The following is an 18,088-nucleotide window of genomic DNA, read 5'->3' on the forward strand; positions in this document are numbered from 1 at the left end:
GGAAGCTGTGCACCCACTCTCGGTGCAGAAACCGGGTGCAAAGCCTCCTGTGCCTGGCACGCGGGACGTCGTGACGACCGTGCTCGGTTTCGCGCGCACGCTGCGGCACGCCGGCGTCGACGCCTCCCCCGACCGGGTCGAGGCGATGCTGGCCGCCGTCGCCCACCTCGACGTCCTGGACCCCACCGCCGTCTACTGGTCCGGCCGGCTGACGCTGTGCGCGAGCCCCGACGACCTGGAGCGTTACGACGCCGGGTTCGCCGCGTACTTCGGGGGTGAGGCGCCGCGGGCGCGCCGACCGTCGGGGGCGGAGGAGCAGCGGGTGGCCCAGTCCGCGCCGCTGCAGACCGGGGAGGGCAGCCAGGACGGCGGGGAGCCCACCGAGCTCGCCACCCAGGCCAGCGGCGAGGAGGTGCTCCGGCACCGGGACGTCGCCGAGCTGACCGTCGCCGAGCGCGACCAGCTGCGCCGGCTGTTCGCCCTGCTCGCCCCGGCCACCCCGATGCGCGCCTCGCGGCGCCGCAGCCCGTCGGCGCACGGCTCGATCCACCAGGCGCGCACGGTGCGGCGGGCGCTGCGCGACGGCGGGGAGATCACCCGGCTGGTGCACCACCGGGCCCGCGCGCGCCCGCGCCGGGTGGTGCTGCTGATCGACGTCTCCGGTTCGATGAGCCCGTACGCCGACGCGCTGCTGCGGTTCGCGCACGCCGCCGTCCGGGCTCGGCCGGCCAGCACCGAGGTGTTCACCATCGGCACCCGGCTGACCCGGGTCACCCGGGAGCTGCGGCTGCGCGACCCGGACAAGGCGCTGGCCGCCAGCGGCTCGGCGATCCCCGACTGGTCCGGTGGCACCCGGATCGGCGAGGTGCTCAAGGCCTTCCTGGACCGCTGGGGCCAGCGCGGCACCGCCCGGGGCGCGATCGTGGTGGTCTGCAGCGACGGCTGGGAGCGCGGGGGACCGGAGCTGCTCGGTGAGCAGATGGCCCGGCTGGCCCGGCTCGCGCACGCCGTCGTCTGGGTGAACCCGCACAAGGGCCGGGCCGGCTACGAGCCGCTGACCGGTGGGATGGTGGCGGCGCTGCCGTCGATCGACTGCTTCGTCGCCGGGCACAGCCTGGCCGCCTTCGAGGAACTGGCAGGGGTGATCACGCATGCGTGATGTTCTGGATGACCTGGTCGGGTGGTGGCAGGCGGGGGAGACCGTCGGCGTGGGCACCGTGGTGGGCACCTGGCGGTCCGCGCCGCGGCCGGCCGGCGCGTCGATGCTGGTCGGCCCGGACGGGACGGCGGTCGGCAGCGTCTCCGGCGGCTGCGTCGAGGGCGCGGTCTACGCCGAGGCGCAGGACGTCCTGGTCAGCGGCGAGCCCACCCTGGAGCGGTACGGGGTGAGCGACGACGACGCCTTCGCCGTGGGCCTGACCTGCGGCGGGATCCTCGACGTCTACGTGGAGGCGATCTCCCGGGAGTCCTTCCCGGAGCTCGGCGACGTCGCCGCGTCGGTGGGCGCGCACGAGCCGGTCGCCGTCGTCACCTGCGTCAAGGGCCCGGACGACCGGCTGGGCAAGCGGCTGGTGCTCTGGCCCGATCGAGCCTCGGGCACGCTCGGCCTCCAGCGACTGGACGACGCCGTCGCCGCCGACGCCCGCGGCATGCTCGCCGCCGGCCGGACCGCGACCCTCACCTACGGCCACGACGGCGAGCGACGCGGTGACGAGCTCACGTTGTTCGTCTCCTCCTTCGCCCCACCGGCCCGGATGGTCGTCTTCGGCGCGATCGACTTCGCCGCCGCCGTCGCCCGGGTGGGGGCCTTCCTCGGCTACCGGGTGACCGTGTGCGACGCCCGGCCGGTGTTCGCCACCGCCCGCCGCTTCCCCGACGCCGACGAGGTCGTCGTGGAGTGGCCGCACAAGTACCTGCAGGCCCAGGTGGACGCCGGGGCGATCGACGAGCGCACGGTGCTCTGCGTGCTCACCCACGACCCGAAGTTCGACGTCCCGCTGCTGGAGGTCGCGCTCCGGCTGCCGGTGGCCTACGTCGGCGCGATGGGCTCCCGGCGCACCCACGACGAGCGGCTGGCGCGGCTGCGCGAGGCCGGGCTGACCGAGGACGAACTGGTCCGTCTCGCCTCCCCGATCGGGCTGGACCTGGGCGCCCGCACCCCGGAGGAGACCGCCGTCTCGATCGCCGCGGAGATCATCGCCGGCCGCTGGGGCGGCACCGGCGAGCGGCTGGCCGAGGTCGCCGGCCCCATCCACCGCACCGCCGACCGTTAGTCCAGGGGCCAAAGTCGCGACTTTGGCCCCTCAGCCGGGCCACCAAAATGGCCATTTTGGTGGTGGTGGTGGTGGTGGTGGGCCAGGCCGGGTGGTCAGGGGTGGGACGGCGGGGGCCAGTCGGGGGCGAGCTCGGCGAGGTCCCACCACAGGCCGGCCATCACCTGCAGCGCCTCCCGGACCAGCCAGATCGGCAGGTGCTCGTCCGGGGCGTGCTGGGCGCAGCCGGGGTACGAGTGCGGCACCCAGAGCGTCGGCAGCCCGAGCACGTCGGCGAAGGCCCCGTTGGGGAGTGACCCGCCCAGGTTGGGCAGCAGCGCTGGCCGGACGCCGGTGGTGCGCTCCAGCGAGGCCAGCGTCCAGGTCACCCAGGGATCCTCGGGGTCGAGGCGGGTCGCGGCCATCGCGAGGTCCTGGCTGACCTCGACCGCACCGAAGCCGGCTGCGGCCAGGTGGGCGCGCACCTCGTCGGCCACCGAGCCGCCGTCCGTGCCGACCACGAAGCGCAGCTGGCAGTGCGCCCGGGCCGACGGCGGGATGGCGCCGACCGGGGCGTCCGGGTCGCCGGCGGTCATCGCCAGCACCTCGAGGGTGTTCCAGCCGAACAGCCGCTCGCTCGGCGTCAACCCGGGCTCACCCCACTCCGGGTCGATGGCGGGGGCGTCCGGCCCCTGGTCCAGCGGCACGTCCACCAGCGCCCGCCGCACCGGCTCGGGGACGCCGTCCGGGCGCAGGCCCTCGACCAGCAGCCGGCCGCGGCCGTCGACCAGGCTGGCCAGCGCGTTGGCCAGCACGGTGGCCGGGTTGCTCAGCACGCCACCCCAGTTGCCGGAGTGGTGCGCCGCAGCCCGGGCCCGCACGGACAGCGTCAGGTTCACCGCACCCCGGGTGCCGAGGAAGACGGTGGGCCGGTCGGCGGCGACCCGTGGGCCGTCCGAGCCGATCAGCAGGTCGGCGGCGAGCTCGTCGCGCAGCTGGTCGCAGACCTCGTCGAGACCGGGGGAGCCGAACTCCTCGCCCATGTCCAGCAGCAGCGTGACGTTGTAGCCGAGCCGGCCGTCGCGCACGGCGAGCACCTGCTCCAGGGCGACCAGGTTCACGCTGTGCTGGCCCTTGTTGTCGGCGACGCCGCGGCCGTACCAGCGGTCGCCCTCGACCACGACCCGCCAGGGGTCGAGCCCGTCCCGCCACTGCTCGGGGTGGGCGGGCTGCACGTCGCCGTGGCCGTAGGTGAGCACGGTCGGCAGCCCGGGGTCCTCGACCCGCCGCGCGACCAGGAACGGGTGGCGGGGTGAGACCGGGTTCTCCACGATCCGCGCGGTGAAGCCCAGCCGCTCCACCAGCGGCACCATCTCGGCGGTCAGGTACTCCCGCAGCACCGGCTCGCGGGCGGGGTCGGCGCTCTCCGTGGGCAGCGCGACCCGGCGAGCCAGGTCGGTCAAGAAGGCGCCGGAGTCGAGCTGCTCGGCGGCGCGGGCGAGGGCGGTCTGGCGGTCCACGCCCGCAGCCTTCCCCACCGGTCACCCGCAGGGGCCAAAACCGCGACTTTGGCCCCTGGGGGACGATCGGCGGGTGACGGACGACGACCTGCCGTACCGCTACGACGTCGAGGTCGTCGGGCTGCTCGCCTCGCCGGCGCACCGCTGGGACGGCCGGCCCGACCCCGCACTGGCCGGACCGGTCGAGCGCACCGACCGGGTCGAGGTGCGGGCCGGACTGGGCATCGTCGGCGACCGCTACTTCGGCCGGCCCGCCCACCGGGACGCCTCGGTGACGGTGCTCGCCGCCGAGGGCCTGGCGCGGCTGGCCGGCGAGCTGGGCAGCGGGCCGTTGGACCCGCTCGCCGCCCGGCGCAACGTCGTCCTGCGGGGCGCGGAGGTCGAGGCGCTGCGCGGGCAGCCGTTCAGCCTGGACTGCGGGGAGGGGGTCGTCGTCCTGGCCGGTGGGCGGCCGGCCCACCCGTGCGCCTGGCTGGACCTCGCGCTCACCCCCGGCGCACACCGCGGGCTCCGCGGGCGGGCGGGGGTCCGCTGCGCACCACGCTCGGACGGCGTCCTGCGGCTGGGCCCGGCCGTGCTGCGCTCCGCCGTCCCCCTCGACCTGGCCCGGGCGGGTGCCGCCGTGCGGCCCGCGCCCCGTCCGCAGACGGGGCGCGGGCTCGATCAGCGGTCGGCGTCGGTGTAGACGATCATCCCGCGGATGTTCTTGCCGTCGCGCATGTCCTGGTACCCCTGGTTGATGTCGGCCAGCGAGTACTTCTGCGTGACCAGCCCGTCGAGCTTGAGCTGACCTGCCTGGTAGAGGGCGAGCAGGGCGGGGATCTCCGCGCGCGGGTTCGCGCCGCCGAAGATCGCGCCCTGCAGGTCCTTCTGGAGCAGGGTGAACTCGAACAGGTTGAGCTTCACGTCCATGTTGGCCGCGTTGCCCATGCCGGTGACGACGACCCGGCCGCCCTTGCCGATCATCGAGACCGCGGCCTGGACGTCCTCCCCCTGGATGTCGCCGACGGTGATGATCGCCTTCTCCGCCATCCGGCCCCAGGTCATCTCGTTGACCACCGGCATGGCCTCCTCGACGGTGGAGAACACGTGGGTGGCGCCGAAGTCCTTGGCCCACTGGTGCTTCCCGGCGACCGGCTCGATCACCACCACCCGCAGCGCCCCGGCGGCCGCGGCGCCCTGGATGGCGTTCATGCCCACGCCGCCGGCGCCCATGATCACCACCGTCTCACCCGGACGGACGTCGGCCACCTTGGTCGCCGAGCCCCAGCCCGTGGTCACGCCGCAGCCGACCAGCGCGGCCACCTCCAGCGGGATGCTCGGGTCGATCTTGACCACCGAGGCCTGGTGCACGGTGATGTAGGGGGCGAACGTGCCGAGCAGGCACATCGGGACGACGTCCTTGCCGCCGGCCTGGACCCGGTAGGAGCCGTCGGAGATCGACGTCCCGGCCAGCAGGCTGGCGCCGAGGTCGCAGAGGTTCTGGTGGCCGTTGGAACACGGCGGGCACTGCCCGCAGGCCGGGATGAACGCGGTGACGACGTGGTCGCCGACGGCCAGCCCGATGACGCCGGGGCCCACCTCGGTGACGACACCGGCGCCCTCGTGCCCACCGAGCACCGGGTACGAGCCGACCGGGGTGCCCCCGGTGACCAGGTGCTCGTCGGAGTGGCACAGCCCGGAAGCCGCCAGCTCCACGGTGACCTCGTTGGCGCGGGGGTCCCCGATCTCGATCTCCTCGATCGACCACTCCTGGCCGACTCCCCACAGGATGGCGCCCTTGGTCTTCAACTCATGGCCTCCAGGTCTGCTGCGACCACATCGTCGTTGATGTGGTCTCGCTCACAGACTGCGGAGCCGGACCGGCGCCGTCAAGGTCAGGTGGCGGGGAGTGCATGCCAGCCGGGGCGGCAGGGGTGGCGGGCGACCATGCCGTGCGTCACAGTGCAGCAGCATCCGCACGGCACCCGATGGTGCGGACTCTGCCGACGAGAGGCGTCAACGTGGACAACCTCGCTGTGCTCAGCCTGCTGGCCCTGCTGCCGATCCTGGTGGTCGGCGTGCTGCTGGCCGGCCTCCGGTGGCCCGCCAAGCGGGCCATGCCGATCGGCTTCGTGGTGGTGGTCGTCATCGCCCTGTTCGTCTGGGAGATGAGTCCGACCGCGGTCGCCGCATCGGCGGTGCAGGGGCTGCTGCTGGCCCTGACGCTGCTCTACATCGTCTTCGGCGCGCTGCTGCTGCTGGAGACCCTCACCAAGAGCGGCGCGATGGCGACCATCCGCGCCGGCTTCACCAGCATCAGCCCCGACCGCCGGGTGCAGGCGATCATCATCGGCTGGCTGTTCGGCAGCTTCATCGAGGGTGCGTCCGGGTTCGGCACTCCCGCCGCCGTCGTCGCCCCGCTGCTGCTGGCGCTGGGCTTCCCGGCCATGGCCGCGGTCATGGTGGGCCTGATCATCCAGAGCACGCCGGTGAGCTTCGGCGCCGTCGGCACGCCCATCCTGGTCGGCGTCAGCGGCGGGCTGACCGGGTCGGACGCCGTCGAGGAGCGGACGGTGTTCCTCGGCATCGAGTTCCCCGAGTTCCTGGACCGGATCGGCTTCCAGGTGGCCGCCATCCACGCGACCATCGGCACGCTGATCCCGCTGATCCTCGCCTGCATGCTGTGCGGCTTCTTCGGCGAGCGGAAGCGGTTCGCCGACGGCCTGGCGATCTGGCCGTTCGCGCTCTTCGCGGCCTTCGCGATGACCGTGCCCTACGTGACCGTCGCGGCGGTGCTCGGGCCGGAGTTCCCGTCGCTGCTCGGCGGCCTGATCGGCCTGGTCATCGTGATGTTCGCGTCCAGCCGCGGCTTCCTGATGCCGAAGGAGATCTGGGACTTCCCGGCCCGGCAGCGGTGGGCGACCAACTGGATGGGCAACCTCTCCCCGGAGGACGAGAAGGACGTCGCCGGCAAGAAGATGAGCATCTGGCTGGCCTGGACGCCGTACGTCATCGTCGCCGTCCTGCTGGTGCTGAGCCGGACCATCGACCCGATCACCGAGTTCCTGACCACCGGCTGGCGGGTCGTCACCGTGGACGACATCTTCGGCACCGGCATCGCCCAGGCGCTGCAGATGGTCTACCTGCCCGGCTTCCTGTTCATCCTCACCTGCCTGATCACGTATGCCATCCACCGGATGCGGCCGGCCGACATCGCCGCGTCGTGGAAGGTGGCCGGCAGTCAGTTGGCCGGTGCAGCGGTGGCGCTGCTCTTCGCGCTGCCGCTGGTCCGGGTGTTCATCAACTCCGGGGCCGACTTCAACGAGTCCGGCCTGGCGTCGATGCCGCTGACGCTGGCCGAGGGCGCCGCGTCCATCGCGGGTGACACCTGGCCGGCGTTCGCCCCGTGGATCGGTGCGCTCGGGGCGTTCGTCGCCGGCAGCAACACGGTGAGCAACCTGATGTTCTCGCTCTTCCAGTTCTCCACCGCGGAGCAGATCGGGGTGACCCCGGAGACGGTGGTCGCCACCCAGGCGGTCGGCGGTGCGGCCGGGAACATGATCACGGTGCACAACATCGTGGCGGCGTCGGCCACCGTCGGCCTGATCGGGCGGGAGGGCGACCTGATCCGCAAGACCGTCCTGCCGACGATCTACTACTGCCTGATGGCCGGTGGGATCTCGCTGGTGCTGATCTACGGGTTCGGGGCCAACCTGAGCACGCTGTGGCTGGCCGTCCTCCTGGTCGCGATCGCCGCGCTGATCATCGCGATGCGGCGGTCGCCCGGGAAGCCCAACAACGAGCTCGTCGACACGGCCGGGTCGCCGGCGGACAGTCCCACGACCGGCCGGGCGCCCAGCGACGGCCGGGAGCACACGGACATGGTCCCCGACCCCAACCGGACCCCCCGCGAGCCGTGACCCGTCGACACCCCGCCCCGCCCCGGTCGGGGCGGGGTGTCAGTCGGGCAGGACGACGTCCAGGGTGAGCAGTTCGTGGGCGACCGTCCCCGTGCCGCTCAACCCGGTGAGCGCGGCGGTTCCCGAACCGGCGACCACCCGGGCCCACTGGGTGGTCTCCACGCCCTCGCCCATCGCAGCGCCGTGCTCCAGCACGAAGCTGCCCCGCCGGCCGGCCAGGGCGCCGGTGATCCGCTCCTGCGCCACGTAGGAGGCGCCCCGCTCGCCCTGGGTGGTGAGCACGTGGCCGGTGGCCGAGCCGGTGAGGTCCTCGCCCGCGTAGGTCTTCGCGAGCACGACCCGCCCGGTGGCCGGCGCGCCGGGCTCGGCGGGCTCCGGGTCACCGACCGTGTCCCAGGTGTCGATGGTGAACGGCGCGGTCAGGTGCAGGTCCATGCCGTGCATCCTGGCCCGCGGCCCGCCGGCTGTCCCGGGATCGGGCCACGGGCAGACTCATCGCCGTGACGGTGGTGGTGGTCGGTGCCGGGCCGGTCGGGGTGACGGCGGCGCTGCTGCTGGCCCGCCGGGGCGTCGAGGTCCTGGTGCTGGACCGGCACCCGGCCGCCTACCCGCAGCCGCGGGCGGTGCACCTGGACGACGAGTCGCTGCGGGTGCTGCAGGCCGCCGGCGTCGCCGAGGCGTTCGCCGCGGTCAGCCGGCCGATGGCCGGGCTGCGCCTGCTGGACGGCGAGCACCGCACGCTCGTGGAGTTCGGGCGCGGGGACGGCGAGCACGGCTGGCCGCAGGCGTCGATGTTCAGCCAGCCCGACCTCGAGGCAGTGCTGCGGACGGCGCTGGCCGCCGAGCCCCGGGCCCAGCTGCGTGGCGGGGTCGAGGTGTTGCACGTGGAACAACCCGGACCGGTCCGTCTCACCGTCCGCGACCGGACCACCGGCGTCGAGGAGGAGCTGGTCGCCGACGCCGTGCTGGGCTGCGACGGCGCGAACAGCACGGTGCGCCGGCTGATCGGGTCGTGGATGCACGACCTCGGCCCGGCCGAGCGCTGGCTGGTGGTCGACCTGGCCGCCGACGCCCCGCTGGACGTCTGGCCCGGCGTGCACCAGGTCTGCGACCCGGTCCGCCCGGCCACGTTCATGCCGATCGCCGGTGACCGCTACCGCGCGGAGTTCCGCCTGGCCGCGGGGGAGTCCGCCGCGGACCTCGACCTCCCGGCGCAGCTCGGCCGATTCGGGGCGCACGGGTGCACCGTCGTCCGGACCGCCGAGTACACCTACGCCGCCCAGGTGGCCGACCGGTGGCGCGACCGGCGGGTGCTGCTCTGCGGCGACGCCGCCCACCTGACCCCGCCGTTCATCGGCCAGGGGCTCGGCCTGGGCCTGCGCGACGTGCACCAGCTCACCTGGAAACTGGCGGCGGTGCTCGACGGCGCGGACGACGCCCTGCTCGACACCCACCAGGCCGAGCGGGCGCCGCACGCCCGGGCGCTGATCCGCGTGGCGGTGCTGCTCGGCCGGCTGATGACCGGAGGGGGAGACCGGGCGGCACTGGTGCGCCGGGCGGTGCTGACCGGGGTGCGCCGGCTGCCGCGGCTGGCCGCCTTCGCCGCCGCCAGCCGGACGCCGCCGTTGCGTCGCGGCCCGCTGGTGCGCCGGCCCCTCGTCGCACCCGGCTCGCCGGTCGGGTCGCTCGTGCCGCAGCCGCCGGTCCCTGGCAGCCCACGGCTGGACGACCTGCTCGGCCCCGGCTGGGCGGTGCTCAGCGCCGGCGGTCCGGTGCCTGCGGACTGGCCGGGCCCCGTGCTGCGGGCCGACCGGCTCGGCTCGCCGGAACTGGTCCACTGGCTCGGTGGCCGGTCGGTGCTGGTGCGCCCGGACCGGATCGTGGCCGCCGCCTCCCGCGGCTAGCGTGGCCGGGTGAGCTTCGACGTCGCAGCACTCCGCGCCCACTTCCCCGCCCTCACCGACGGCGCCGCGCACTTCGACGGCCCGGGCGGCTCGCAGACCCCCGACGTCGTCGCGCAGGCGGTCGCGGCCACGATGACCCAGCCGATGGCCAACCGCGGCTCGGTCACCCAGGCCGAGCGGAACGCCGACGCGGTGGTGCGGGAGGCCCGGCAGGCGGTCGCCGACCTGACCGGCGGCGATCCCGGCGGCGTGGTGTTCGGGCGCAGCGCCACCGCGCTGACCTACGACCTGTCCCGGGTGCTCTCCGCCGGCTGGGGGCCCGGCGACGAGGTGGTGGTGACCCGGCTGGACCACGACGCGAACATCCGCCCGTGGGTGCAGGCCGCTGAGGCCCGGGGCGCCACGGTGCGCTGGGCCGACTTCGCCCCGGCCACCGGCGAGCTCGACCCCGCGACCGTCGGGGCGCTGCTGTCCGAGCGGACCCGGTTGGTCGCCGTCACCGGCGCCTCCAACCTGATCGGCACCCGCCCCGACGTCGCCGCGATCACCGCCCTGGCGCACGAGGCCGGGGCGCTGACCTGGGTGGACGGCGTGCACCTGACCGCGCACGCGCCGGTCGACGTCACCGCGCTGGGGGCGGACTTCCTCGTCTGCTCGCCCTACAAGTTCCTCGGCCCGCACTGCGGCTGCCTGGTCGCCGCCCCGGAGCTGCTGGAGACCCTGCACCCGGACAAGCTGCTGCCCTCCAGCAACGCCGTCCCGGAGCGGTTCGAGCTGGGCACGCTCCCCTACGAACTGATGGCCGGCACCACCGCGGCGATCGACCTGCTCGCCGCCCAGGCCGGCCCCGAGGGCGATCGCCGCAGCCGGCTGGTCGCCGCGATGGCCGCGATCGAGCAGCACGAGGACCGGCTGCGGGAGCGGATCGAGGACGGCGTCCGGGAGCTGCCCGGCGTGACCGTGTGGTCGCGCGCGGCGCACCGCACGCCGACCCTGCTGCTCACCTTCGCCGGGCGCGACGCCGCAGACGCGTACCGGTTCCTGGCCGAGCGCGGGGTCAACGCCCCGGCCGGCTCGTTCTACGCGCTCGAGGCGAGCCGCCACCTGGGGCTGGGCGACACCGGTGGTCTGCGGGTCGGGCTCGCCCCGTACAGCGACGACGCCGACGTGGACCGGCTGCTCGCCGGGCTGCGGGAGCTCCTCGCCTCCTGACCGTGCGCGCTGGCCCTGGGTGCGCGGCACCCAGGTCCGGCGCGGCCTGGATGGCACCCGGTCCGGCCCGCAGGGTCGTGGCATGACCACGGCCACGACACACCAGCTCAGCGACGACGTCCTCCCGGGGATCCTCGCCAACCAGGCAGGTGGGCGCCGCCCGCTGCTGTTCGCGCACGCGACGGTCTGCACGATGGACCCGCTGGTCGGTGTCCTCCCCGACGCCGACCTGCTCCTCCGCGGCAGCCACATCGCGCGGGTGGGGTCGGGGCTGTCCGTCGCCGCTGAGGACGACGACGCCCTGGTCGTCGACTGCACCGGGTTCACCATCGCGCCGGCGGGCATCGAGACCGGCGCAGTGGCCGGGCAGCGGGACCGCGTCGGCAGCCTGACGCCGGGAGACCCGGCCACCTTCGGCGTGGTCCCGTCCGCGCACACCGGACCGATCGAGCGGTTGGTCTGGTACACCGCCGATGCGGCGGCGATCGTCGCCGACGGCGTGCTCCAGCGGTGGAACGGGCGCCGACTCACCGCCCCGATCGACGAGACGGGCCCGGGCCGTGCGCCGGCCGACAGTCCACATCTCGGTGTGTGGGTCGACGAGACCGGGTCCATCCACCAGGAGATCACCGCCGACGGCCGGTACGACGAGACGCGGGGAGGTCGCCCGCACGCCTACCAGGGGGCGTTCTGGCTCAGCGGGGACCGCATCGTCTACCGCGACGACCTCGGGTTCTGGGCCTACGGCCGCTTCCAGGACGGCGTCCTCCACCACGGCGGGTACGTCTTCCGCCGCCGATGACGGTCGCCGGCCACTCGTCCGAGGCGGCTGGGCGGGTGGACCGGACCCGGTGGACCGCCCCGCCGGTCAGGACTCGGCGATCCGCTTGATCGCGGCCAACGTCGCCGGGATGCTCTCGTGCGCCGAGCGGGTGCGGTCCTCGATCTGCGCCTGCGCGTCGGCGCCGTACCGCTCGGCGAAGAACTGCTGGCCGGCGGGGAGGAACTCCCAGGACTCGGTCAGCCGGGTGCCGCCCTCGACCGGCTCCATGGTGAAGCCCCACCGGACCAGCTTCCCGCCGACCAGGAACGCGAACTCCCGGCCCGGCTCGGCGGCCACCACCTGGCTGCGGGTCTCCCAGGTGCGCCCGGGCACCTCGTTGTGCCCGGTGAACCAGGCGCCCACCTGGGCCGAGTGCCCCTCGTCCCACCAGCAGGAGGTGCAGATGGGGCTCCACTCGCCGGTCCGGGTCACGTCGGACACGAGGTCGTAGAGCGCCTCCGGGGACGAGCGGACGACGACGGAGCCGGCATGGGTGAGGCTGTCCATCCGGGCATCTTCGCAGCGGACGGCCAGCGGGACGACGCCGGTCGGCGGAGGGGACACAGACCCGTCGGCGAACGGACGGGTGCATCCGAGACCGGCGGGTACCGGGGGACCACGCAGACCGGGGTGGTCGCCCTCCTCGGTCGCCGACCGCTCACACGCTGCGATCCGAGGAGCCCCGCGATGGCCCGCAACACCCTGTCCCGTTCCCTGCACGACGTCGGCCTCGCCGCCTGGTTCGGCGGCACGCTGGCCAACGCCGTCGCGCTGAACCCGGCCGCCGGCGAGGCGGGCAGCGCCCGCGGCACCGGCGCCGTCGCCAACGCCGGCTGGGACCGGTGGACGCCGGTCAACGCCGCGGCCATCGGGGCGCACCTGATCGGCAGCATCGGCCAGCTGCAGGCCAACAAGCGGCGGCTCGCCGACCCTGGTGTGCGGGCCATGTCCACGGCGAAGACCGTGCTCACGGCGGCCGCGCTGGGCGTCACCGCCTACAGCCGGCTGCTCGGCAAGGTCGTCGACCAGGGCGGTGCCACCCCGTCCAAGCGCGCCACCAAGCCCTCCAAGCGGGCGCGGGGCGAGATCGCGGCTGCCCAGGAGCGGCTCGACCAGCTGCAGTGGGTGGTGCCGGCGCTCACCGGCGCGCTCGTCGTCGTCAGCTCGTACGCGGGCGAGCAGCAGCGTCCGTCGGAGGTGCAGCGCGCCATCACCGCGACGACCTCCACCGTCTGAGCCGACCGGCCCGCGACCGACCCGGCCGTTCAGGTCGCGGGCCGGGTCGGTGCCGGCCGGTCAGCGCAGGCTGGGGAAGCCGGCGGCCAGCTCGTCGAAGGCCTGGTGCAGCGCGGCACCCAGGGTGATCCGGCCGTCGGCCAGCCAGAGCTCGAACGCCGTCGTCGCCGCGGCCCGGGTGCTCGTCGCGACCAGCCGCGGCACCAGCGCGTCCGGCGCAACACCGGTCCGCCGCGCCACGTGGGCGGCGACGACCCGGTCGACGTCGGCGTAGCGGAGCTGCGAGTGCGCCAGCAACGCCGGCTCGGTCAGGATCAGCCGCATCCGCTGGCGGAGCATCGGCAGGTCGGCCGCGGCGTAGTCGTTGACCTCGACGTAGGCGGCGTAGACCGAGGCGAGCACCGGCTGGTCGGCCGCAGCGGCGGCGAGCATCCCCTCCAGCCGGACGACGTGGCCGTCGAACTGGCCCCAGACCGCGTCGGCCTTGGTGCTGCAGTACCGGAAGAAGGTGCGCCGGCTGATGCCGGCGGCGTCAGCCACCTCGTCGATGGTCACCGCCTCGAACCCCTGCGCGGTGAACAGGTCCAGAGCAGCCTGCTCGATCCGGGCGCGGGTCTCCTCGCGGGCATCGGCCGCGACCATCGTCTCGGTCACGGCCTCCATCCTGCCCCTCTGCGGTGGGGTGACCGCCCGGCGCTGCGCTCGCCTGTCGCAGCGCTTGCCGGTGGCACTGGGTGTCACCTACGGTCTGCCGAGTCAGGTCCGTGACCCAGCTCACCCGGAGGAATCGTGCCCGAGACGACGCAGGACGAGCTCACCGTCGAGACCCCCGCAGCCGCCGAGGAGGTGCTCGTCGAGGAGTCCCTCGTGGAGGAGGTCTCCATCGACGGCATGTGCGGCGTCTACTGATCCCCGCCCGATGACCTCGCCCGCTCCGGCCTCCTCGACGACCGACGCAGCGGTGACCGACCCCTCGGTGTTCGACCCGGAGCTGCCGTGGCAGCGCGCCCGGTCGGTGGCGCTGCGGCCGGAGCCCTTCGGGGCGCTGGTGTACCACTTCGGCACCCGGAAGCTGTCCTTCCTGAAGTCGAAGACGCTGGTCCGGGTCGTGGAGACCCTCGCCGACCACCCCACCGCCACGGCCGCCCTGCTCGCCTGCGAGGTGCCGGAGGCCCAGCGCCCCACCTACGTCAGGGCGCTCGCCGACCTGGCCCGATCGCAGATGATCGAGACGAGGACCTGATGACCGCCGTCCTGCCTTCCCGCCCCGCCGTGGAACGACCCACCGGCGGGCGGCTGATCGACCAGTTCGAGTACGGCCTGGACGCCCCGATCTGCCTGACCTGGGAGCTCACCTACGCCTGCAACCTGGCGTGCGTGCACTGCCTGTCCTCCTCCGGGCGGCGGGACCCCCGGGAGCTGTCGACAGCCGAGGCCGAGGCGGTCATCGACGAGCTGCAGCGGATGCAGGTCTTCTACGTCAACGTCGGCGGCGGCGAGCCCACGGTGCGGCCGGACTTCTGGCACCTGCTGGACTACGCGATCGGGCACGACGTCGGGGTCAAGTTCTCCACCAACGGCGTGAAGCTGGACAAGGTCCGGGCCGCGCAGCTGGCCCGGACCGACTACGTCGACGTGCAGATCTCCCTGGACGGCGCCACCGCCGAGGTCAACGACCGGGTCCGCGGCGCCGGCTCGTTCGCCACCGCCACGAAGGCGCTGGAGAACCTGGCCGAGGCGGGGATGAAGGACTTCAAGGTCTCCGTCGTCGTCACCCGGGAGAACGCCGGGCAGCTGGACGAGTTCAAGGCGCTCACCGACTCCTACGGGGCCCAGCTGCGGATCACCCGGTTGCGGCCCTCGGGCCGCGGGGCCGACGTCTGGGAGCAGCTGCACCCCACGATGGCCCAGCAGAAGGACCTGTACTCCTGGCTGCTGGCCAACGGCGAACACGTGCTCACCGGCGACTCGTTCTTCCACCTGTCCGCGTTCGGGGAGGCCCTGCCGGGGCTGAACCTGTGCGGCGCGGGCCGGGTCGTCTGCCTGATCGACCCGGTCGGGGACGTCTACGCCTGCCCGTTCGCCATCCACGAGGACTTCCTGGCCGGCAACGTGCGCTCCCCCGGCGGGTTCCAGCAGGTCTGGCAGCAGTCGGAGCTGTTCGCCGACCTGCGCAACCCGCAGACCGGCGGCGCCTGCACCAAGTGCCAGCACTTCGACTCCTGCCGCGGCGGCTGCATGGCGGCGAAGTTCTTCACCGGCCTGCCGCTGGACGGGCCCGACCCCGAGTGCGTGCAGGGCTACGGGGAGAGCGCGCTGGCCGCCCGCGACACCGAGCTGGTCACGCCCAGGAGCCACCTCGACCACTCCCACACCGGCCCGGTGCGCGGTCAGCCCACGCTGCTGGGCATGCCCGCGATCCCGCCCGCCAAGATCTGCGACGAGTCGCCGCTGGCCGGCCTGCAGCTCGGCTGACCGTTCGCCCCCCGGCAGGGGCGCCGAGCTCAGCGGAGCGGAGCGACCAGGCCGGGGGCGTCGGGCTGGTGGGGCAGCAGGTCGGCCACGGTGAGCAGGGCGAAGAACGCGGCGAGGACGGCGACGGTGACCATCAGGACCTCCAGGGGTGGGCGGACCTCCACGGTCCCCCCACCCACTGGACGTCGGCGGTGCGTTCCCTGTGGCCCTGCTGGCAGCGTCGGTCAGAGCGCGGTCGGTCAGAGCGTGACGGTCTCGTTCTCCCCGCCGGAGTACGGCTGCCCGGTGACCTTGGCCTTTGCGAAGCTGAAGACGCTGGCCAGCCGCCCGCCGGGGGAGTCCCAGTACTCGGCGGAGGCGGCGTCCACCCGGAGCAGCACCACGTCGGGGTCCTCGGGTCCGTTCGGGAACCAGGCCTCGACCACGGGGTTCCACAGCTGCTGCTTCTTCGCCAGGTCGTCGAACACCACGGCGTGCCCGGTCAGCGAGACCCAGCTGTCGCTGCCCGAGGTGGCCACGTTGACCTGCGGGTTGGCGGTCACCTGGGCGACCTTGCGGGAGCTCCGGCTGGCGAAGAACCAGAGGTCGCCGTCGAACTCGACCTGCTGCATGGACATCGGCCGGCTCATCAGCGTGCCGTCGGGGGTGATCGTGGTGAACACGGCGATCCGCTCGTCCTTCAGCAGCTCCGCGACCTTGCGGGTGTCGGCAGCGCGCGTGTCCTCAGCGCGGGTGTCCTCAGTGGTCATGCAGCTGACCTGCCCGCAAGGGCGGCCGGCGACACCCCCGGTCTGGCAGGGTGCCCGGCCGTGGGCGACGGCGTGCGGCTGACCGGGGCGACCTGGCCCGACCTGGAGGGTCACCCCCTGCTCGTGGTCCCGCTCGGGTCGGTCGAGCAGCACGGCCGGCACCTGCCGCTGACCACCGACACCGTGGTCGCGCAGGCGGTGGCGGAGGCCGCCGTCGCGGAGCTGGACGGCGCGGTGCTCGCTCCTCCCCTCGCCTACGGCGCCAGCGGTGAGCACGAGGGGTTCCCGGGCACGATCTCGATCGGCACCGCAGCGCTGACCACCGTGCTGGTCGAGTACGGCCGCTCGGCCGGACGCTGGGCGGGCCGGCTGCTCGTCGTCAACGGGCACGGCGGCAACCTCGACGCCCTGCGGACGGCGGTGCCGCAGCTGCGGGCCGAGGGCCGGGAGGTCGTCTGGTTCCCCTGCGGTGTGGCCGGGGGCGATGCGCACGCCGGGCGCACCGAGACGTCACTGATGTTGCACGTGGAACCTGGTGGGGTCCGTGCGGAGCTCGCCGCCGCGGGGGAGACCGCGCCGATCGCGCAGCTGTTGCCCCGGCTGCGGGCCGAGGGCGTGCGCGCGGTGAGCCCGGACGGCGTCCTCGGCGACCCCGCCGGTGCGTCGGCGGCCGAGGGGGCGCAGCTCGTGCGCTCGCTCGCCGGGCGGCTGGTGGCCGCCGTCCGGGCCTGGGACGCCGACGCCGCCGGGCGGCTCCTGGGCTGAACCAGGGCTGCCCGGCGGCGCCGGTTCGATCAGGTGGTGGGGTGCGATCAGCCGAGTGCGTCGGCGAACTGCGGGACGGCGTTCTCCAGGGCGTACTGGATGCCCAGCGGGGTGCCGCTGGAGAAGGCGTTGGCCAGCGTCTGGTCGTCGAGCACCAGGGCGTTGCCGGCCTGCACAGAGGGGATCGCCTGCCACAGCGGGTTCCCGGTGATCTCGCTGGCCTCGACGAAGATCGGGAAGGCGACGGTGAGGCCGGCGTCCAGCAGCGGGAGCTGCTCCTCGCTCACCGGCACGTAGAAGCTGTCGGTGGCCAGCTCCTCGATCGCCGGCTTGTTCACGAAGCCGAGCTGCTCCATGAAGTCGACCCGCGAGTCGCCACGGACGTAGGCGCCGAAGCCCTCGGCGGTGTAGGCGGCCACGGCCACCTCGGTGCCGTCGAACGCGGGGTTCGCGGCGGCGGCGTCGGCGAAGTCCTGGTCGACCTCGGCCTCGAGCTCGTCGGCCGCCTCCTCCTTGCCCAGCGCCTGGCCGACCAGATCGAGCTGCTGCTGCCAGGAGGTCTGGTACTGCTCGACGCCCTCGGGCTGGCCGATGGTCGGCGCGATCTGGCTGAGCGCGTCGTAGCGCTCCTGGGTGGCGGCGGACCGGGTGTCCAGGATCAGGTCGGGGTCCAGCGCGGCGATCGCCTCGATGCTGGGCTCCAGCGTCTCGATGATCTCCGGGGCCTCGTCGTACAGCCCCTCGGCCCACGGGCCCACGCCCTCGCCGCCGAAGCCGAGCCAGTCGCTGGCGCCGACCGGCTGGACGCCGAGGGCCAGGGCCGTCTCGGCGTCGCCCCAGCCGAGGGCGACGACCCGGGTCGGCTCCTCCTCGACGGTCACGTCACCGAAGGCGGTCTCGACGGTGACGGGGAAGGCGCCGTCCGACGAACCGGTCGCGGGTGCCGTGCCCTCGGCGGTGGTGTCATCGCCGGTGTCGGAGCCGCAGCTGGTGATGACGAGCGCGGCGGCCAGCAGGGCGGTGCCGCGGAGGGTGTGGCGGGACATGCGAGCTCCTTCGGTGGGTCAGGTGAGGCTGACCTAACCACACGGAGGTCACGGTCCGGTCACCGTCGGCTGAGACCGCAGCGGCTCCCCGGAACGCGGTGGCCCCGGAACGCCCGGCCCCTGGAACACCCGACCCCCCAAGGTGGTTGACCCAGACAGTCGCGATCAGCCCGCCCCACCGGGGGTGGACGTCCCGCGCAGACC

General features: G+C 74.1%; 20 protein-coding genes. 12 read left to right on the forward strand and 8 right to left on the reverse strand.

Annotated elements, in window-relative coordinates:
* Positions 1-70 precede the first annotated feature (70 nt).
* Complete coding sequence (locus O2W20_RS02110) at positions 71-1,159, forward strand: vWA domain-containing protein (RefSeq protein WP_269170097.1); 1,089 nt, start codon at positions 71-73, stop codon at positions 1,157-1,159.
* A complete protein-coding gene (locus O2W20_RS02115; RefSeq protein WP_269170098.1) occupies positions 1,152-2,273 on the forward strand; it encodes an XdhC family protein in 1,122 nt (373 codons plus the stop codon). The genes O2W20_RS02110 and O2W20_RS02115 overlap by 8 nt, the downstream gene beginning before the upstream one ends.
* Positions 2,274-2,368: 95 nt before the next feature.
* On the opposite strand, the gene O2W20_RS02120 is transcribed toward O2W20_RS02115, so the two are convergent.
* Positions 2,369-3,772, reverse strand: coding sequence for a M20 family metallopeptidase (locus O2W20_RS02120; RefSeq protein WP_269170099.1), 1,404 nt, complete (start codon positions 3,770-3,772; stop codon positions 2,369-2,371).
* A gap of 73 nt (positions 3,773-3,845) precedes the next feature.
* On the opposite strand from O2W20_RS02120, the gene O2W20_RS02125 reads away from it, so the two are divergent.
* Entirely contained in the window at positions 3,846-4,457 is a 612-nt protein-coding gene (locus O2W20_RS02125; protein WP_269170100.1) for an MOSC domain-containing protein, read from the forward strand.
* On the opposite strand, the gene O2W20_RS02130 is transcribed toward O2W20_RS02125, so the two are convergent.
* The gene (locus O2W20_RS02130; protein WP_269170101.1) at positions 4,436-5,563 is read right to left on the reverse strand and encodes an NDMA-dependent alcohol dehydrogenase; all 1,128 of its coding nucleotides are present in this window, start codon (positions 5,561-5,563) and stop codon (positions 4,436-4,438) included. The two genes, O2W20_RS02125 and O2W20_RS02130, sit on opposite strands and share 22 nt — an antisense overlap.
* Before the next feature lie 212 nt (positions 5,564-5,775).
* Between O2W20_RS02130 and O2W20_RS02135 the strand changes: the two genes are divergently transcribed.
* Complete coding sequence (locus O2W20_RS02135; protein WP_269170102.1) at positions 5,776-7,674, forward strand: L-lactate permease; 1,899 nt, start codon at positions 5,776-5,778, stop codon at positions 7,672-7,674.
* Positions 7,675-7,713: 39 nt separating this feature from the next.
* Here the strand turns inward: O2W20_RS02135 and O2W20_RS02140 are convergent, their stop codons facing one another.
* Positions 7,714-8,109, reverse strand: coding sequence for a DUF3224 domain-containing protein (locus tag O2W20_RS02140; RefSeq protein WP_269170103.1), 396 nt, complete (start codon positions 8,107-8,109; stop codon positions 7,714-7,716).
* A 65-nt stretch (positions 8,110-8,174) separates the two neighbouring features.
* On the opposite strand from O2W20_RS02140, the gene O2W20_RS02145 reads away from it, so the two are divergent.
* The 3 genes from O2W20_RS02145 to O2W20_RS02155 all read left to right on the forward strand — a co-directional run bounded on the left by O2W20_RS02145 (position 8,175) and on the right by O2W20_RS02155 (position 11,592).
* A complete protein-coding gene (locus O2W20_RS02145; RefSeq protein WP_269170104.1) occupies positions 8,175-9,578 on the forward strand; it encodes a bifunctional 3-(3-hydroxy-phenyl)propionate/3-hydroxycinnamic acid hydroxylase in 1,404 nt (467 codons plus the stop codon).
* 9 nt (positions 9,579-9,587) lie between these two features.
* Complete coding sequence (locus tag O2W20_RS02150; protein WP_269170105.1) at positions 9,588-10,790, forward strand: cysteine desulfurase-like protein; 1,203 nt, start codon at positions 9,588-9,590, stop codon at positions 10,788-10,790.
* An 82-nt stretch (positions 10,791-10,872) separates the two neighbouring features.
* Positions 10,873-11,592, forward strand: coding sequence for an Atu4866 domain-containing protein (locus O2W20_RS02155; protein ID WP_269170106.1), 720 nt, complete (start codon positions 10,873-10,875; stop codon positions 11,590-11,592).
* A gap of 66 nt (positions 11,593-11,658) precedes the next feature.
* Here O2W20_RS02155 and O2W20_RS02160 read toward each other — a convergent pair whose 3' ends face one another.
* Entirely contained in the window at positions 11,659-12,120 is a 462-nt protein-coding gene (locus O2W20_RS02160) for an SRPBCC family protein (RefSeq protein ID WP_269170107.1), read from the reverse strand.
* Positions 12,121-12,300: 180 nt separating this feature from the next.
* Here O2W20_RS02160 and O2W20_RS02165 point away from each other — a divergent pair, with 180 nt between their 5' ends.
* The gene (locus tag O2W20_RS02165) at positions 12,301-12,849 is read left to right on the forward strand and encodes a hypothetical protein (RefSeq protein WP_269170108.1); all 549 of its coding nucleotides are present in this window, start codon (positions 12,301-12,303) and stop codon (positions 12,847-12,849) included.
* Positions 12,850-12,909: 60 nt separating this feature from the next.
* Here O2W20_RS02165 and mftR read toward each other — a convergent pair whose 3' ends face one another.
* Positions 12,910-13,512, reverse strand: a complete 603-nt coding sequence (gene mftR, locus O2W20_RS02170) for a mycofactocin system transcriptional regulator (RefSeq protein ID WP_269170109.1) — start codon at positions 13,510-13,512, stop codon at positions 12,910-12,912.
* A gap of 126 nt (positions 13,513-13,638) precedes the next feature.
* Here mftR and mftA point away from each other — a divergent pair, with 126 nt between their 5' ends.
* The 3 genes from mftA to mftC are packed head-to-tail and all read left to right on the forward strand — an operon-like array spanning position 13,639 to position 15,324.
* Positions 13,639-13,758 carry a mycofactocin precursor MftA gene (gene mftA, locus O2W20_RS02175; protein WP_269157864.1) on the forward strand — a complete coding sequence of 40 codons (120 nt, stop codon included), beginning with the start codon at positions 13,639-13,641 and terminating at the stop codon, positions 13,756-13,758.
* Between the two features lie 10 nt (positions 13,759-13,768).
* Positions 13,769-14,092, forward strand: a complete 324-nt coding sequence (gene mftB, locus O2W20_RS02180; protein WP_269170110.1) for a mycofactocin biosynthesis chaperone MftB — start codon at positions 13,769-13,771, stop codon at positions 14,090-14,092.
* Positions 14,092-15,324: a mycofactocin radical SAM maturase gene (gene mftC, locus O2W20_RS02185; protein ID WP_269170111.1), complete on the forward strand. Its 1,233-nt coding sequence runs from the start codon at positions 14,092-14,094 to the stop codon at positions 15,322-15,324. The genes mftB and mftC overlap by 1 nt, the downstream gene beginning before the upstream one ends.
* Before the next feature lie 29 nt (positions 15,325-15,353).
* Here the strand turns inward: mftC and O2W20_RS02190 are convergent, their stop codons facing one another.
* Together O2W20_RS02190 and O2W20_RS02195 are read right to left on the reverse strand one after the other, a co-directional pair.
* Positions 15,354-15,488, reverse strand: coding sequence for a hypothetical protein (locus O2W20_RS02190; RefSeq protein WP_269170112.1), 135 nt, complete (start codon positions 15,486-15,488; stop codon positions 15,354-15,356).
* A gap of 75 nt (positions 15,489-15,563) precedes the next feature.
* On the reverse strand, positions 15,564-16,073 hold the full coding sequence (locus O2W20_RS02195) for a pyridoxamine 5'-phosphate oxidase family protein (protein WP_269170113.1): 510 nt from the start codon (positions 16,071-16,073) through the stop codon (positions 15,564-15,566).
* Between the two features lie 60 nt (positions 16,074-16,133).
* Between O2W20_RS02195 and mftE the strand changes: the two genes are divergently transcribed.
* Positions 16,134-16,838 carry a mycofactocin biosynthesis peptidyl-dipeptidase MftE gene (gene mftE / locus O2W20_RS02200; RefSeq protein WP_269170114.1) on the forward strand — a complete coding sequence of 235 codons (705 nt, stop codon included), beginning with the start codon at positions 16,134-16,136 and terminating at the stop codon, positions 16,836-16,838.
* Between the two features lie 47 nt (positions 16,839-16,885).
* On the opposite strand, the gene O2W20_RS02205 is transcribed toward mftE, so the two are convergent.
* Positions 16,886-17,884 (reverse strand): ABC transporter substrate-binding protein, encoded by a 999-nt coding sequence (locus O2W20_RS02205; protein WP_269170115.1) that lies wholly within the window; start codon positions 17,882-17,884, stop codon positions 16,886-16,888.
* Between the last annotated feature and the right edge of the window lie 204 nt (positions 17,885-18,088).

Origin of the sequence: Modestobacter sp. VKM Ac-2982, assembly GCF_026967935.1 — a bacterium.
Taxonomy (GTDB): Bacteria; Actinomycetota; Actinomycetes; order Mycobacteriales; family Geodermatophilaceae; genus Modestobacter.